This is a genomic window from Candidatus Tisiphia endosymbiont of Beris chalybata, assembly GCF_964026555.1.
Classification (GTDB): Bacteria; Pseudomonadota; Alphaproteobacteria; order Rickettsiales; family Rickettsiaceae; genus Tisiphia.
In genome coordinates this window covers 1,585,650-1,601,456 of sequence record NZ_OZ032159.1, presented here as the reverse complement: position 1 = coordinate 1,601,456, position 15,807 = coordinate 1,585,650, and the positions used below count along the sequence as shown (strand labels likewise).

Below are 15,807 nucleotides of genomic sequence, written 5' to 3'. Positions count from 1 at the left end.
AACAACATTTCTTGTTAACATATATGTTTTGTAGAATTACCTAATAAATATATTATGATCAAAGTCATAATTAACAATTGATATTTTAAGGTAATGATAATTCAACGTAACATACAGGGTCAGCATTCTACCCTTAAGTTAACTATGGCTTATACACTTCTGGTATTATGTATTATCATCATCCTTGATATGGGACTTTATTACAAAGTCTGGCAAAAACATCAGGACCACAACTTTATTAGGTTAGAGGTACAACATGAGATAATAAAGTCACTGATCGTAAATAATTTAAATACTGCATTCCAAACATTAAATAAAGAACAGGAGAATTCAATATCTGATCACATGTTAGCAGCTAAAGAACATATCAAAAATTATGTTGTAACTCATAATTTACCGTATTTAACATTTCAGGAATTAATGAATGAGCTTTTTGATCAAGCATTTAACTATGCTATTATCGTTAATGATCAACCAATAATTAGTAATGGTTTAACCGACTATAGCAATAGTATAATCAAAGAATATCTAATCACGAAAGATTTACTACTTAAAGTCATAATACAAATTAATCCAGATTCGTATCAAGAACAACAAGCTATAGCTCAAATAAACAATGACGTTTTAATAATAATCGTAGGATCTAGTATTGTCTTTTTCATATCTATAGCGATATTATTGCTTGTACTTAATAGAAACCGCAGGTTACAAGTTAAGCTGGCAAGATTGGAATTAGAGTTAGCAAATAGCATTGCTAGAAGTAATAATCTATCTTTATTTTATAAGATAAACGAAGAATTTATTCTAAAGTGTTATCAATATTTTAAAGCTTCTATTAACACAAATTTTCTCCATAAATTGGATATTAGTGATTTAGAATCTGAATATAATGGTGAATATTTTCCTGTGCCAGTAGCAACATTTGCGAGTCAGAAAAAAATAAACTCCCATGAAATAGAATTATCTCCAATAATTTTAGACTTAACACACTACTTTAATGGTTACGTAGCCTATTATGGTGCTAACATTACCTTGGATATAGTAAATAAGATAGATAAGCTCGTTATACCTGTTGAGTGTGAAATATTTAATCAGATTATGATGAGTATGCTAGCTAATATGCTGCATTTTAATAAAAATACGACAAGTAACCGGTATATAAAGTTAGTTTTTCAGGAAGAGGCTATTATTTGTACAAGCGATGGTTTTCGTTTAGATCAAAACTTGTTGATCAGATATTCTGAGAAAATATTTAATGATACTGCTAACTTATACATATTAAGCTTAGGGCAAATATTTATTCTCCTAAAAAGGCTACAACTAGATTATATTGTTAATAGAAATAATAATTCGACGACTATAGAAATAAAATTGTGTAGTGCAACAATAGACTTAAATAATAATACTCCTAAAATAGCAAAAATTATTAAGTTAGATGATCATAAAAGCGCTAAGGATAGAAAATGATAAAGCAGTTAATAATTTTTTTATTCATCACAGTATTATATAACTCCAATATATATGCAATTATTATTAATAAAGAAGAACCAGTATATTACTTTGTTAATCATGAAGAACAGATTGCGGATTTAAGAGAAAAATTACAGCAACATAAAATAGTAGGGATCACTGGTATTACTGGAATGGGTAAAAGTGAGATAGTCAGGAAGTATGCGCAAGAATATGCTCAAGGCTATGATATTATTGCTTTTATTGACACCAGCATTGATCTAACGCCACAGTTTATGCTGATCGCCAAGGCAATTAACCAGCGAATATGTCCTGATGAGAAATGCTATATCTCTGAAAATATCAAAAATGTTAAGAACAGCCTGATGGAATATTTAAAACCTAAAAATAATTGGTTGTTAATATTTGATAATCTGCATCTTAATGAAAATGATAAGATTAAAGATATTATTGATTGGTATCATAATGGTCACATTATTGTTTGTTCACAAGATAGTAGATATTTACTGCCTAAAATTGTAGTACCTTATTTACAGGAAAAATATGTTATCACAGTAATTAATAAAATTATCAAGAATCAGCCATTAGAATTTATTAGGGAATTAGCTAGCAGTGTGCAAGGATATCCTACTTATATGATAAGCCATAGCGCTATTTTCTTGCAGAATAATAATCACATGACGATTAAGGAATATATAGACTATATGGAAAAGCATCATAATAAGTTAGGAGCGCACTTAAATATTGTTTTGAAAGAAATCACTCCGCAAAGCAAAGACTTATTATATAAGATGGTTTTGTTAAATAACCAAAGAATACCCCGGTATTTATTAGAACAATTGATGAAGAACCAGGGCAATTTATCTGAATTATTTGATGATATTATAAGGTTCGGCTTAGTTGAAGAAATTAATGAAGATCGAAACAATCAAATATTTAGAATACATGATGCAGTAAAAGAAGAATTATTACACCTAGCTGGCAGTAAATTAAATCAGCAAAATGTCAACTTATTATTAGATGGGTTTAATAATATGATACCTGAAGCAGTGAATAAAAGGTTAGTAGTACTCAAAAGTTCTAGCTTTTTAGAAGGTAATCTAGAAATATTACTCCATAATGCAGATAAGTATAAAGCTGATCTCTATAAGATAATGGAACTGAGAGAAAAACTGCTATGGTATTACTTAATAGGACAACGCCACTCCTATAATGCTAAGAAAATGATTGATTGGTTTCAAAATAAACAACAAAGCATCAGCCTATGGTTCCGTAGTGATAAAGAAAAGTCTGTATATAGCGGCTATCTAGTCTTTATAGGTATGTATAAATATGCTATGGATAATCAACCTATCAAAACTACCATGCAATACTTAGATAAGGCAGAAAAAATTGTTCAAAAAACATCAGGCTATCAAGAACTAAAATCTTATATTTATGCTAATAAAGCGATAATACAGCTTGCTATAGGAGATGTAAGTAATGCTGAAGAAAACATCGGTAAAGCAGAAAAGATACGCCCTACTACTCTTAAGACATTTTTAGGGATGAATTTAGTAGAAACAGTTAAGGCTGATATTTTGCTAGCTAAAGGACAATACCAAGAAGCTTTAAATATGTTACTGCTTGATATAGATAAATTATATTCTCCGGTAGATAAAGCTACAAAGGGAGTATTTCTTGCTTCGGAATATATAATACAAGCTATGATATTGAACTATATGGGAAAGTTTAAAGAAGCTTATGATATTGTAAATAATAATATATACGAAAATATAAAAAACAGGAAGAAAGAAGACATTTCTACAACTGTTTTAGCTGGTACTTTAACAGAGCTTTCTAGAGCTGAGCTTGGAGTTGGCAAAGAAAAAGAGGCATTAGATCATGCTCATGAAGCAGTTAATTTATTAGTAAGCGATGAAAGTAGAAACAATACAGAAGGTGATTTAGACAATTCAAAAGATATATTTTTAGCCCATGCCTTAGTAGCAACAGCTGATGCATTAAGTGCTGTAGGTAAGGCGGAAGAGGCTATGAGTACTTATAGATTAGTTAAAAATATTTATTGGAATATCTATGGTATAAAAAATATTGGTAATATGGATAATGTCAGTCATACCTTTGCTAAGGCAGCAAAAGCTGCAAAAAATCTGCCTAATGACAAAGAGAGTCACATACAATGTGCTTATTTTTATACATTGTTATTAAAATATTTTGGACCAAATCATCATAGAACAGAAGAGATATATGGGATATGCCATTAATTTTTTCACTCAACGTATCACAATTAACATGAGTGTATCACTTAGCTTGTATCCAAACATTAGTGTTTATAATGTTTGTGTATTAGCCATTTAGTAAAATTATCATCAGCCTTAACAAGATTTAACTGCGTTGAATATTCATACACTTCTCTAATAAGCGTAAATATATTACTGTATTTTACCGTGATTGGATAGTTAATGCCCTCAAGTTCATTAATAATTTTATTACACGTATCACGGAGCAAGGCTATATTAAGTACAGAATCATTACTATCATGATCTAGAAGTAATTCTTGCAGGTCTACATCCAAAGCTTTAGCAATAGCTTGCAACACTTCTATTGTAGGATTCTTAGAAGCACCTCTAAAAATGTTTGTTACACTTCTACTTTGTCCAATCTTATTTTCCAGATCTGCAACCCGCCAATCTCTTTCCTTCAGTAATCTTTCTATATTCTTCTTAATAATCAAATGTGACATTTTGGTTATAAAATATTTTATTTATATATTTTAAGTTATAATATTATGTATATTTATATACATAATATTATAGGTGTATTAATATACTAAAAGCTAGTGCAATACTACACTAGCAGTATAGATATTATAAGTTATAAAACAATAGGTATCATTATGCAAGATGATTTCGAACGGCTATATATATTCATCATTATTATACTGACAATATTGTTTAGTGCCTTACAATTTTATCTTATCATGAACCTGCCAGTCGCATAGTCATAGTACAGCAGTATAATAATTAAAATAGACCTTAAGGGATGAATGAACAGCTATCGTAACTTCTTGGAGTAAGCTGCAAAAATTGTAGTCTAGATCTACTCTTTATCATATTTCTTACAGTCTATTAACCTTTTGCTCGTGTTATTCCTAGTGATTGTGTTGATTTGAGAACACAGATAAACAATTACTGCCACAATTATGCATTATATTAACAAGAGACTAACAATCTTAGAAAGATTCATTATAACACCATTACAAAATCATTAAGAATTTAACTTTAATTGGATGTATAAAATATGACAGAAAGATTATTAACTTTTACGAAAGACGCTTTATATAAAATTGAACCACCAAAAGAAAAAAGAGATGTTTATAAAGATACTAAAGAAGCTGGATTAATTCTGATAGTATCATATGGTGGTACTAAAGGATTTTATTTAGGGATAGTAATTCAGAAAAAATATCAGAGAATTAAAATAGGACGTTTTCCTGATTTATCTATTGTTGATGCTAGAGTAAAGGCGGCTGAATTCAAAAGTCAAGTGGCTAAAGGTGTTAACCCTATGGAAGAAAAATTTAAATTATCTAATCAATTACTTGATATATCATCTGAAGAACTAAGCTTTAAGGAATTGTTTGACAAATATATTAATGACTATGGACGACATAATATTAAAAGATGGAAGGATTATATTACTACAATGGATAGGCAGGCTAAACACTTTTATCCTATGAAAATCTCGGATATACAAAAAGCAGATATTCAGAAGACCTTTAACGATATTACTACTTCTGGTAAGTACAGTGCCAATAGGTTTTTGGAGATGTGCAGTGCTGTATTTAATAAAGCTATTGAATGGGAGTTATTAGAGAAAAATCCTATCACTGGCATTACAAAACACAAGGAACAATCAAGGGATAGATATATTACTAAAGAGGAAGCACCCAGATTCTTTCAAGCCTTAGAAAAAGAGACAAGTCACACAATGAAGGATTTTATTTTGATATCGTTATATACTGGGGCGCGTAAAAGTAATGTTTTAGCTATGCGTTGGGAGAATATAAGTTTTGCAAATAAAACGTGGTATATAGCAGATACTAAGAATGGAGAGCCGCAGACCGTAGTGTTAACTGATAGCACAATAAAAATATTAGAGGTTAGGCAAAAGAAAGCAACAAGTGAGTGGGTATTTCCTAGCGATACTAGTAGTAGTGGGCACTTGCAAGAACCTAAGAAAGCATGGAAGAGACTCTGTAAGAATGCTGGTTTTACAGATTTAAGGATCCATGATCTTAGGCGCACCCATGCCAGTTGGATGGCAATTCTTGGTGCAAGTCAGTACGTTATTGGTAAAGCACTGAATCATAAAAGCCCTCAATCCACAGCAATTTATGCCAGGTTAAGCTTAGACCCCGTAAGAGAATTTATGGAAAAAGTTACAGGCGCTATGGAAACGGTAAAGGATCAAGTGCTACAGGAGGGATAGTTTTATAATAGAGGCAGATTATTATTAATCTCCTTTAATTAAGTTTCATGCTAGGGTTAAAAGCTGAGATAAAAATCATAGGATCATTTTTACCTGTCAGAAAATTATAATATTTCATAGCAATCTCTGTGATTTCACCATTACAACTAGATGCAATAGCTAATTCCAGACACTTTATTCTTAAATTTAAATCATTGTTTAACATAATCTCTACTAATACACTAATTAACGCCATGTTCGACTTTTTTTTAGCAGGTAACTAATTTTTCGAGTTGTGTTGGCACAAGTTTTAAAGACTTTGTCAAAAATGTAGCAATAGTATGAGCAAGTAATTTTCTAGCGATGCGAGATTGTAGATGCCAGTAACTCTTAACTCTGATAGCATTAATAGCAAAACGTTCTGTAAGCTGACCAATAACAGTTTCAATTAAACGACGAGTAGCAGTAATCCATTTAAGGAAATTCTTGGATCTATTATCCTTCATATTCTTTTTTAAAGGTGTTTGTAAATCAATGTTTTTGGTGGCCAACTCATCTTTTAAATCCTGACCAAGATAGCCTTTATCGCCCAGTACCATGCCACTAATATTAGGAGACATTACTTGCAGAGCTTCACGTTCAGACCCATTAGCAGGAGTTATCATGAATCCAGCTATTCGACCTTCTTCATTAATTAATACGTGTCCTAGAAAACCGTAATAATAGCTATCTTTCGAAGCGCAGTACCCATAGTCAGCGTATTCCTTAAAACATCGCCCTCTCGTTGCTCGGGCCAAATTTATTACAGGAATCGGTACCCCATCTATCATATGCAGATCTGATTTGCTTGCACTCTTAAACAAGTCGGCAAGCAGCATGTTCTTAATAGATAAAAGACCGCTACATTGCTTCACATAAGACGGTCTACTCTTTAGATTGGGAAACCATTCTTGAAAATGACGTTTAAAATATTCCCATATCTGCTTGTCTTGGTGCAAACCGATAAATTCTCCCACCACTTCCATTGTTAATGCTTCCACGTCACTTAAGCAAGGTGGAAATCCTGCTTTCCTTACTTTGATATTTTTGGTTATTATAGTCATTTTTTCTTCTATGAAACAATACACAGTAATGATAAACTCTTCTAGGGTCATAGCTTCTTTCTCGATAATTGAACTATGACCTTATTAGGCTATCCTATTCTTTTGTCAATCTTAAAAAAAAGTCGAACATGGCGTTAAATATTGTTAGGGTAAGGATAACGGGCCCTAGCTATATTAAAGAGCTTTTTCATATTTTGTTCTTGGGGCCTATCATTATATTCTTCAAAAATAGCAAGCATCTCAGGATCTACTAGTCCTATCTCATTTGCCCATACTATCTCTTTTCTCACCAATTTTCTACTTTCAACATAACTTTTGTTTTTCTTTGGTGTTGCACTAACTATACGCGTAGTTTGTTTCTCTATTTTCTCAAGCCACGTAATATAATTTTTAGCTAGTTCATCTCTTTGTTTAATAAAAAAATTCCATTTATATAATGAAAAATTTTGTGTATTATGCTGCATCTGGATTGCTTCATTCTGAAGCTGGCTATTGAAAAGAAATTTCATCCCATATTCATATTCTCTTTGAAGCTGGCGCTTACCAGAACCTTCTTGCTGCACTACATTAATTTGTTCATGTTTTAGCTTTACAAAATCCTGGGATAGTTTTTTGTACTCTTCAGAAAGCTGCTCTAATTTTAATTGCGTTTCTTGCAATTGCGATTCTGTGCCTTCAAAAGTCTCTAATTGTTGTTCATACTTTTTAATATCCATGGGCAACTGATATAGTTTGCGTTCAGTCTCTTGCAATTTAAACGCTATATCTACAAAATTGTGCAATTGTTTTTTATATTCTTCACTATCTTCAGGTAGGGTGGATAATATTTTTGCTAATATTTCTATAGGTTTTTGCTTTTCAAAATCTTCATCTATCAAAACCTGTAATTGTTTATTATACTCTTGCTTATTATCTTGAAAAAGCTTGAATAACTTTTCCATAGATTCTTGCTGTCTCTCAATATCCTCTAATAGTTCTTTTGTAAAATAATTATCACGCTCTTGTTGAAATTCTTGCTGTTCTTCCTTATTTTTAGTTTGAGCTTGTTCATAAATATGTTTATATCCCTTAGAAATATACTGTAAATCTTTTATGAGATCTTCTTTTAAGGTCTTATCTCGACCTTGAATATTTTCTGGTAAAAAAATATCGAGTTTTTCTGATCCTTGATAAGTGCTAATGGCTGCTTGAATATTGGTAAATATGCCTTTTAGTTCAGGATATTGATACTTCCAGCTTTCTTTAATACTATCTATTCTTTCGCCTATTAATCCATAAAACTCAGCAAATAGTGGGGCATATCTTTCTTCCGAATTTGGCATATAAACCTCATATTATCAAAAAACTTAGGCTGAAATAAGAATACTTTTTCTTATTCAGAATTACTACTAATAAACTGAAAAATTAAGGCACAAGATTTAATCATCATGTTCCTTCAGGACAATTTAAAAGTCAGCTTGAAACCAGCATTGGCATCAGGAAAAAATCCCTCTTTAAGATTTGGTTACTTTCCCCTTATCTATTAGGGTTTTAGGCAGACTTTTAAACTGCCCTGATGTTGCTTTGTAATAGAAATCAAAATTTGATCTGACCGACACTATAAAATTACCATCTGATTGACATTGGAATTTACTAGCACTTTTAGTATCTACTACTTGTACCTATTGAAAAAGTTAACTAATTGTATCACAAATTAGCTAATATTAAAGATAATTAACATGTACTGTTACTATTTTATTTGGTAATGGGTTAAAAAGTTACACACATATATGCTTGGGGGCAACTTTAAACTGATTTCACTGCTATCCTGCAATTTTTCTGCATATCTGCTACATTCTGCATCTCATGTTTGATTTCTTGGCCTACCGGTGATTCTGGATTAATATATTGCATTACTTGCTTATCTTTGCCTATGGCTCTAAGATAATCTTCTGGTACAGCATAGTTTTTGCCTTTGAAGTCGTGTATGACTATATCACAAAATCTGGTGCCACCTAAGTTATAATTTGGATCAAATTTGTTTTTCATGGTTTGTAAATCTGTTATTATTTTTTGCTCAATTGCTGTAGAGCAAATTTTATGGCTATAAGTGATGAAGTCTGCTATGCCTTGTTCTTTATATATTTGTAGAGCGGTAGTAATGTTATCGAGTGTAGTAAATCTTTCTAATGATTTTATCACGTTTTGGAAGTTTTGTAGCGTCTGAGCATTATTAGCAGTTGCTACCTTGGATAATTCTAGCTCAATAGATTTTATCTGATTATTTTTATGACCAAGTGCTAATTTCTCAATCTCTGGTGTTAGTAGGTTTCGGATAGATTCTACTCCTTGAGTTTTTAGTACATCATTAAAGTCACCTTTGTTTTGTGGCATTACTATTGCAACTATTGTTCCCTGACGTTCTAGTGTTTCTTTTGCATTATGTATAGCTTTTAACGATGGCGCTTCTTGGCCATCATTATCTGCAGCAATTATGATACGTTCATTGCCCCCAGGCTTATAGTTCTTGATGTTACTGACTACAAGAGAGCAGAGGATTTTACCTTTAATACCAGCTTCTTGCAAGCTAAGCGCGGTTTCTACTCCTTCTGCTATGATCGTGATATTGTTTTTTTGTTCATCACCTTGTTGAATCTCTACAAAAGAACCGCTAATTTTACCAAAAGAGCATTTATTAACTGCAATATCAGCGTTAGTAGCTGTTTCTTTATTTAAATATATTGTCTGTCCACCAGTAATTTTACCTTCGGTATTTCGAGCAAAAGCAATTAGAGCTGGATAATATCCCTTACTTGTACTATTCCACATAACACTGGTGCTTAGGTCATTACTTAGCTGATATTTTGTTAGTACTGTTTCAATCCCACGATGTTCTATTAAATATTTTCTTGCTATATTATTTGGCATAGAATATTTTAAAGAATCTGATTTATCATATAGTGAATTAGCACGTTGAATCTTAGCCAGCTCAACATATTTTTCTTTTTGTTCCTGTGTCTTTGCTTGAGAATAAAATCTATCTGCATCAAGATCTCTTAACCAAGTTACTTTATTTTGATAGTAATTAGACATTCCCACCATATCTTGTAAGTATTCTTTAGCTTTAACAAAGTCACAGTTTTTTTCTCGTTGTACTAGGGTAAATAAATCTCCTCCTGTATCATTACTAAAATCATGCCAAATACCTGCTTTGCTACCAGTAATCTTCATCACGATTTTGCCATGCTCTCCCCAACGCAGCGTATGATTATTAGATAAATATCTATTTGGCGAACCAAGAAGGGAATATGCTACTCTTTCTGCTCGATAGGATAGTTGCTGCTTTAAATCAGTCATTTCTTGCTTACGGTTTAGCTCATTAAGATATTTCTTGTTGGTAGAGGAAGTATAAGTGGGGGGAGGAGTAGGAAGATTGGCACGGCTATAGAGACTATTAGCTTTCAGCTCATTCTTAATCTTTGCTACTTCTTGCTGTCCTACGGCTATTTTATTAGTTATCTCCAGTTGGTGTTGGTAGTTCTCGTTAATTTTATCATTGTCATTGGCAAGAGGTTCTGTAGTTAAATCTATAACTGCGCCACCGTCATTGCGCGGAAGGCCGGCAGGCCCACAAAGCAATCCATCTTGTAAATTATTTTCCTGGATTGCCACGCTCGCCTGCGGCTCACTCGCAATGACGTTTATAGTTTGTTCTAACACTTCTTCTACTTTGGCGGTAGGTTCTATGTTATCTTTAATTCGGTAATATTGTGGCTTTAAGTGCAATCTATCGCCAATATTGATAGAGACAGACTTCACCCAATTACTTGCTTTCTCTAGAAAGCCTTGCTGTTTATTATTTTTCTCTGGTATTAAATCTTCTTGAGTACAAAAACTGATACTAGCAGATTTATCATTTATTCTGCTCAGCTGCGATATTAAACTTGCCGCCCCCTTGGTAGCATCCATATTGGCATAAAGCCCTACTTGCTCGATATATCTAGTCATTTCAACATAAGAGCTTCTGCTATTGCCTGCTAAATTATGCAAAACATAAACGTCTTTGATAGATGTGCCTTGGGCTTTATAGACAGTACTGGCATAGCCGTGTTTGAAATTGATTTCTTGGGGGTTAAATATTATTGTCTGACCCTTATCTGTTTTGGCAATAAATTTATTTTGGCTTACTTCAATCAGACTAGCAAACTCACCATTTTTTGTTTGTAACTCTTTATTACTGGTTTTAAAGATAATACGATCACCTTTCATATAATCTTCCGATATTTCTTTATTTAATTGCTTATCCAAGGTCGTTCTTCTATATTCCTTCCCTGTCAGTATATTTTGCTCCTTTAATAATTTCCGTATCTCTAGATTTAGCGCGGCTACTTCCTTGTTACCCACGGTGATTATTAACCGCTCTTCTACCGGAAATTGACTATTACTCCAATCATTAACTAGCCTATCGATAGATTGCTGTAATATCCCATTAAACTTTAGGCCTTGATTTTTGGCTAGTAATTGCACGGCTCCTATAATATCCCCTTCAGCAAAGCACATTGCCATTTGCCGACCCCACGCTTGGCTTTGTCTTCTAATGTCACTTAAAACATATGAACCAAACTTACCCGCGAATACCTCAAACATGCCGCTACGTTCAATTGAGGTTAATTGTCGTTCATCACCGGCCAGTATCACCCTGCAGTTATATTTTCTAGCCACTTTAAATAATTCTAAATAATCTGAGGTTCCGACCATTCCCGCTTCGTCTACTACGAGTAGGCTATTGCGGGGCAGATTTATGCGGCTATTATATAGTTTAAATAAAAACCCTTTAACTGTATGGCATTGTTCATAACCTTTGTCTTTGAGCTCTGTTACTGCTTTATGAGTCGGTGCTAGACCTATCGCATTTTGCCGGCGGCTAGTTGCAAGTCTATAAGCTATGCCTAAAACATGCGATTTACCGGTACCGGCTCTGCCTCGTAAAATTCTGACTCCTTTATCAGTGACTAATATAGTTTTTAGGGCTTCTCTTTGCAGTTCGCTAACATTCGTTAGATTTTCTATATCTTTTTTAAAAGCATAGATATTATCATAGTGAGTACGCTGGTTTACCTTGTCAGCTTGAACTGCGCCCCTATGTTTAGACCAAAAAAGCTTTAAATAGAGAGACTATTATTTTCATAAACTATCTACAAAAATATTATTTTTATAATTTTGTAGCTGTTGTGGTAATAGTGGAATTGTGGGTAAGTCGCAAGACTTATCCATAAATCCACTATATATCTCAAACGGCGTTTTGTACTCCAAAGCCTGATGGGGCCTTTGATTGTTATACCAATTCAACCATTTCGGGATATTATTTTTCAACTCTAAAACTGAAGTACACCGGTATAAATACGACCCCTCATACTTAAACGATCGCCATAAACGCTCAATATGGGCATTATCGTTACACCTGCCTTTGCCCGTCATGCTGATGCTTATGACGCATCTCCTCAATTCATTAATCCAATCCTCGCTGGTAAACTGGCTACCTTGATCACTATTAATTATCGACGGCTTCCCATATTTAGCTATAGCATCTTCTAACGCTAGCAAACAGCTCTCTGTATTTAAACTATTTGATAAACGATATCCTACTACTAATCTAGTATAAACATCGATTAATGCAACCAAATACATAAAACCACTTTGTACCCTTAAATAAGTGATATCCACCTGCCATACCTGATTTGGCTTTATAACCTCTAACCCTGATAGCAAATATGGATAAATAGCTTCTTTTAGGTTTCTTTTACTTGTATTAATCGAAGGGTAAATTGCTTGCAAATTCATTAGTTTCATCAACCTCCTGACTTTTTTGCTGTTAACAATTACCACTTCTCTCCTAAGTATCGCCGTTATTCGCCGGTAACCATATATCGGATAATTACTATAGATCTCAACTATTCTATTACTTAAATAATTATCTTGATCCTTCTCCGAATCCTTGTAATATAGGCTGGAGCGGTTCAGATTCAATAGCTGACTTTGCCGACGAACACTTAAATCTTTATAATCCTTATCTACCATCACTTTCCTCTTTATAGTTTCAACTTGGCAGATACGAGCTGCAAAAAATCGTTTTCTACCTTCAATTTGCCAATAGTTGCATGCAGTTTCTCTATTTCGCTTGTAGAACTAGAGGAATTACCGTTTTCATAGCTAAACTTAAAAATATCAGCACCATTTTCCAAAAATTGTTTCTTCCACCTTGTCATTACCGACCTTGGAACTTGATATTTTGAGATTATTTCAGCAATACTCAAATCTCCTCGGATCATCTCTAGCGATACTTTAAACTTAAATTCTTTACTGTAACTTGAACTGCGCCCCTATGTTTAGACCAAAAAAGCTTTAAATAGAGAGACTATTATTTTCATAAACTATCTACAAAAATATTATTTTTATAATTTTGTAGCTGTTGTGGTAATAGTGGAATTGTGGGTAAGTCGCAAGACTTATCCATAAATCCACTATATATCTCAAACGGCGTTTTGTACTCCAAAGCCTGATGGGGCCTTTGATTGTTATACCAATTCAACCATTTCGGGATATTATTTTTCAACTCTAAAACTGAAGTACACCGGTATAAATACGACCCCTCATACTTAAACGATCGCCATAAACGCTCAATATGGGCATTATCGTTACACCTGCCTTTGCCCGTCATGCTGATGCTTATGACGCATCTCCTCAATTCATTAATCCAATCCTCGCTGGTAAACTGGCTACCTTGATCACTATTAATTATCGACGGCTTCCCATATTTAGCTATAGCATCTTCTAACGCTAGCAAACAGCTCTCTGTATTTAAACTATTTGATAAACGATATCCTACTACTAATCTAGTATAAACATCGATTAATGCAACCAAATACATAAAACCACTTTGTACCCTTAAATAAGTGATATCCACCTGCCATACCTGATTTGGCTTTATAACCTCTAACCCTGATAGCAAATATGGATAAATAGCTTCTTTTAGGTTTCTTTTACTTGTATTAATCGAAGGGTAAATTGCTTGCAAATTCATTAGTTTCATCAACCTCCTGACTTTTTTGCTGTTAACAATTACCACTTCTCTCCTAAGTATCGCCGTTATTCGCCGGTAACCATATATCGGATAATTACTATAGATCTCAACTATTCTATTACTTAAATAATTATCTTGATCCTTCTCCGAATCCTTGTAATATAGGCTGGAGCGGTTCAGATTCAATAGCTGACTTTGCCGACGAACACTTAAATCTTTATAATCCTTATCTACCATCACTTTCCTCTTTATAGTTTCAACTTGGCAGATACGAGCTGCAAAAAATCGTTTTCTACCTTCAATTTGCCAATAGTTGCATGCAGTTTCTCTATTTCGCTTGTAGAACTAGAGGAATTACCGTTTTCATAGCTAAACTTAAAAATATCAGCACCATTTTCCAAAAATTGTTTCTTCCACCTTGTCATTACCGACCTTGGAACTTGATATTTTGAGATTATTTCAGCAATACTCAAATCTCCTCGGATCATCTCTAGCGATACTTTAAACTTAAATTCTTTACTGTAACTTTTTGGCTTATACCATTTCCCCATTATAAGCAGAGATATTAGATTGATAGAATGAGTAATTTATGATATAAAGCTAGGTAATAATGAAATAATAGGAAGTAACAAGGAAATGCCTAAAGTATCAAAAATGATAAATGACGAATTAGTATTAAAAGCAAGGGAAGCTTTGAATAACGGAGGGAAGAATGGTGTTGTAGTAACAAGATTAAAAGCCATACTAGCATCGAGTAAGCATGGTATTAAGAAAGTAGCGGAAGTTTATGATATCAACAGATCTTCGCTACATAGATGGGTTGCTCTATTTCGAGATCAAGGCATTGATGGTCTCAAGAACATAGCAAAGCCTTCTAGATCAAAATTAAATACTGCTCAAAAAGATGAGATTAAAACTTTGATAAAGAGAGACAGTAGTATTACGATTAAGAAATTAAAGATAGTGATAAAAGAAAAATTTGATATAGATATAGAAAAATCTAGTATACATAGAATGCTAGGGGCACTTGGGTTTAGGCATATTACTGGTAGAAAGAGGCATTACAAAGCTGACACATCTTCTCAAGAAGAATTCAAAAAAAAATCTACAACAAGTACACCAAGATAATCCTATGGTACCTATTTATTTTTTTGATGAGACTAGGTTTGGGACCAATACAAAACATGGTTTAGGATGGTTTGAAAAAGGCAGTAGGACTCCAGTTCCTACAAAGCTGGGATTTAAATCATTTTATCTTTATTCTGCTACAAATCATAGAGATGGAGACTCTTTTAGTTTAATTATTCCGAATGTTGATAAGGCCTGTATGCAAGTTTTTCTTAATGAATTTGCGAAACATATAACTACAAAAGTTATACTAGTGATGGATGGAGCTGGATGGCATAAAGGTCTTACAATACCAGCTAATATTGAGATTATGTACTTACCACCATATAGTCCAGAGTTAAATCCTGTAGAGAGGTTGTGGCAACATTTAAAAGATTCGGTATTAAAAAATAAAGTTTACGATTGTTTAACTAAACTTGAAGATGCTGTAATTGAATTTATTCAATCTATTTCAATAGAAACTATAAAATCTATATGTAATTGTTCATATATCTATTTATAATAGGGAAATGGTATTACTCATTTTCGACTGCTCCTATTTTATATTTATTTTAACATAAAATAGTCTCTCTATCA

The 15,807-nt window shown here is 33.0% G+C and carries 13 protein-coding genes and 1 pseudogene; 5 read left to right on the top strand and 9 right to left on the bottom strand.

All coding sequences use genetic code 11. The features are described from left to right. Positions 1 to 93 precede the first annotated feature (93 nt). Both AAGD44_RS07745 and AAGD44_RS07740 read left to right on the top strand, forming a co-directional pair. Positions 94 to 1,467 (top strand): hypothetical protein, encoded by a 1,374-nt coding sequence (locus tag AAGD44_RS07745; protein ID WP_341764065.1) that lies wholly within the window; start codon positions 94 to 96, stop codon positions 1,465 to 1,467. Further along, entirely contained in the window at positions 1,464 to 3,734 is a 2,271-nt protein-coding gene (locus AAGD44_RS07740; protein WP_341764064.1) for an ATP-binding protein, read from the top strand. The genes AAGD44_RS07745 and AAGD44_RS07740 overlap by 4 nt, the downstream gene beginning before the upstream one ends. A gap of 59 nt (positions 3,735 to 3,793) precedes the next feature. Here AAGD44_RS07740 and AAGD44_RS07735 read toward each other — a convergent pair whose 3' ends face one another. Next, the gene (locus AAGD44_RS07735) at positions 3,794 to 4,213 is read right to left on the bottom strand and encodes a helix-turn-helix transcriptional regulator (RefSeq protein ID WP_341764063.1); all 420 of its coding nucleotides are present in this window, start codon (positions 4,211 to 4,213) and stop codon (positions 3,794 to 3,796) included. A 557-nt stretch (positions 4,214 to 4,770) separates the two neighbouring features. Between AAGD44_RS07735 and AAGD44_RS07730 the strand changes: the two genes are divergently transcribed. Next, entirely contained in the window at positions 4,771 to 5,961 is a 1,191-nt protein-coding gene (locus AAGD44_RS07730; RefSeq protein ID WP_341764062.1) for a tyrosine-type recombinase/integrase, read from the top strand. Positions 5,962 to 5,995: 34 nt separating this feature from the next. Here the strand turns inward: AAGD44_RS07730 and AAGD44_RS07725 are convergent, their stop codons facing one another. The 8 genes and pseudogenes from AAGD44_RS07725 to AAGD44_RS07690 all read right to left on the bottom strand — a co-directional run bounded on the left by AAGD44_RS07725 (position 5,996) and on the right by AAGD44_RS07690 (position 14,654). After that, positions 5,996 to 6,196, bottom strand: coding sequence for a hypothetical protein (locus AAGD44_RS07725; RefSeq protein WP_341764061.1), 201 nt, complete (start codon positions 6,194 to 6,196; stop codon positions 5,996 to 5,998). A 13-nt stretch (positions 6,197 to 6,209) separates the two neighbouring features. Further along, complete coding sequence (locus AAGD44_RS07720; RefSeq protein WP_341763539.1) at positions 6,210 to 7,094, bottom strand: IS982 family transposase; 885 nt, start codon at positions 7,092 to 7,094, stop codon at positions 6,210 to 6,212. An 83-nt stretch (positions 7,095 to 7,177) separates the two neighbouring features. Continuing rightward, complete coding sequence (locus tag AAGD44_RS07715; protein WP_341764060.1) at positions 7,178 to 8,365, bottom strand: hypothetical protein; 1,188 nt, start codon at positions 8,363 to 8,365, stop codon at positions 7,178 to 7,180. 463 nt (positions 8,366 to 8,828) lie between these two features. Beyond that, positions 8,829 to 12,149: pseudogene (locus AAGD44_RS07710) on the bottom strand (AAA family ATPase); the annotation flags it as partial. 57 nt (positions 12,150 to 12,206) lie between these two features. Continuing rightward, entirely contained in the window at positions 12,207 to 13,100 is an 894-nt protein-coding gene (locus AAGD44_RS07705; protein WP_341763476.1) for an IS3 family transposase, read from the bottom strand. Between the two features lie 11 nt (positions 13,101 to 13,111). Next, a complete protein-coding gene (locus AAGD44_RS07700; protein ID WP_341764059.1) occupies positions 13,112 to 13,336 on the bottom strand; it encodes a hypothetical protein in 225 nt (74 codons plus the stop codon). Positions 13,337 to 13,446: 110 nt separating this feature from the next. After that, complete coding sequence (locus tag AAGD44_RS07695; RefSeq protein WP_341763476.1) at positions 13,447 to 14,340, bottom strand: IS3 family transposase; 894 nt, start codon at positions 14,338 to 14,340, stop codon at positions 13,447 to 13,449. An 11-nt stretch (positions 14,341 to 14,351) separates the two neighbouring features. Continuing rightward, positions 14,352 to 14,654, bottom strand: coding sequence for a hypothetical protein (locus tag AAGD44_RS07690; protein ID WP_341764058.1), 303 nt, complete (start codon positions 14,652 to 14,654; stop codon positions 14,352 to 14,354). Between the two features lie 85 nt (positions 14,655 to 14,739). Here AAGD44_RS07690 and AAGD44_RS07685 point away from each other — a divergent pair, with 85 nt between their 5' ends. Continuing rightward, positions 14,740 to 15,231 (top strand): helix-turn-helix domain-containing protein, encoded by a 492-nt coding sequence (locus AAGD44_RS07685; protein WP_341763541.1) that lies wholly within the window; start codon positions 14,740 to 14,742, stop codon positions 15,229 to 15,231. Positions 15,232 to 15,235: 4 nt separating this feature from the next. Beyond that, a complete protein-coding gene (locus AAGD44_RS07680; protein WP_341763542.1) occupies positions 15,236 to 15,733 on the top strand; it encodes an IS630 family transposase in 498 nt (165 codons plus the stop codon). Positions 15,734 to 15,807 lie beyond the last annotated feature (74 nt).

What these genes read in the sequence shown, in the direction of transcription:
- AAGD44_RS07745 (WP_341764065.1), top strand. Translation starts at nt 94, where the DNA reads ATGATAATTCAACGTAACATACAGGGTCAGCATTCTACCCTTAAGTTA.
- AAGD44_RS07740 (WP_341764064.1), top strand. Translation starts at nt 1,464, where the DNA reads ATGATAAAGCAGTTAATAATTTTTTTATTCATCACAGTATTATATAAC.
- AAGD44_RS07735 (WP_341764063.1), bottom strand. Translation starts at nt 4,213, where the DNA reads ATGTCACATTTGATTATTAAGAAGAATATAGAAAGATTACTGAAGGAA.
- AAGD44_RS07730 (WP_341764062.1), top strand. Translation starts at nt 4,771, where the DNA reads ATGACAGAAAGATTATTAACTTTTACGAAAGACGCTTTATATAAAATT.
- AAGD44_RS07725 (WP_341764061.1), bottom strand. Translation starts at nt 6,196, where the DNA reads ATGGCGTTAATTAGTGTATTAGTAGAGATTATGTTAAACAATGATTTA.
- AAGD44_RS07720 (WP_341763539.1), bottom strand. Translation starts at nt 7,094, where the DNA reads ATGACCCTAGAAGAGTTTATCATTACTGTGTATTGTTTCATAGAAGAA.
- AAGD44_RS07715 (WP_341764060.1), bottom strand. Translation starts at nt 8,365, where the DNA reads ATGCCAAATTCGGAAGAAAGATATGCCCCACTATTTGCTGAGTTTTAT.
- AAGD44_RS07705 (WP_341763476.1), bottom strand. Translation starts at nt 13,100, where the DNA reads ATGGTAGATAAGGATTATAAAGATTTAAGTGTTCGTCGGCAAAGTCAG.
- AAGD44_RS07695 (WP_341763476.1), bottom strand. Translation starts at nt 14,340, where the DNA reads ATGGTAGATAAGGATTATAAAGATTTAAGTGTTCGTCGGCAAAGTCAG.
- AAGD44_RS07690 (WP_341764058.1), bottom strand. Translation starts at nt 14,654, where the DNA reads ATGGGGAAATGGTATAAGCCAAAAAGTTACAGTAAAGAATTTAAGTTT.
- AAGD44_RS07685 (WP_341763541.1), top strand. Translation starts at nt 14,740, where the DNA reads ATGCCTAAAGTATCAAAAATGATAAATGACGAATTAGTATTAAAAGCA.
- AAGD44_RS07680 (WP_341763542.1), top strand. Translation starts at nt 15,236, where the DNA reads ATGGTACCTATTTATTTTTTTGATGAGACTAGGTTTGGGACCAATACA.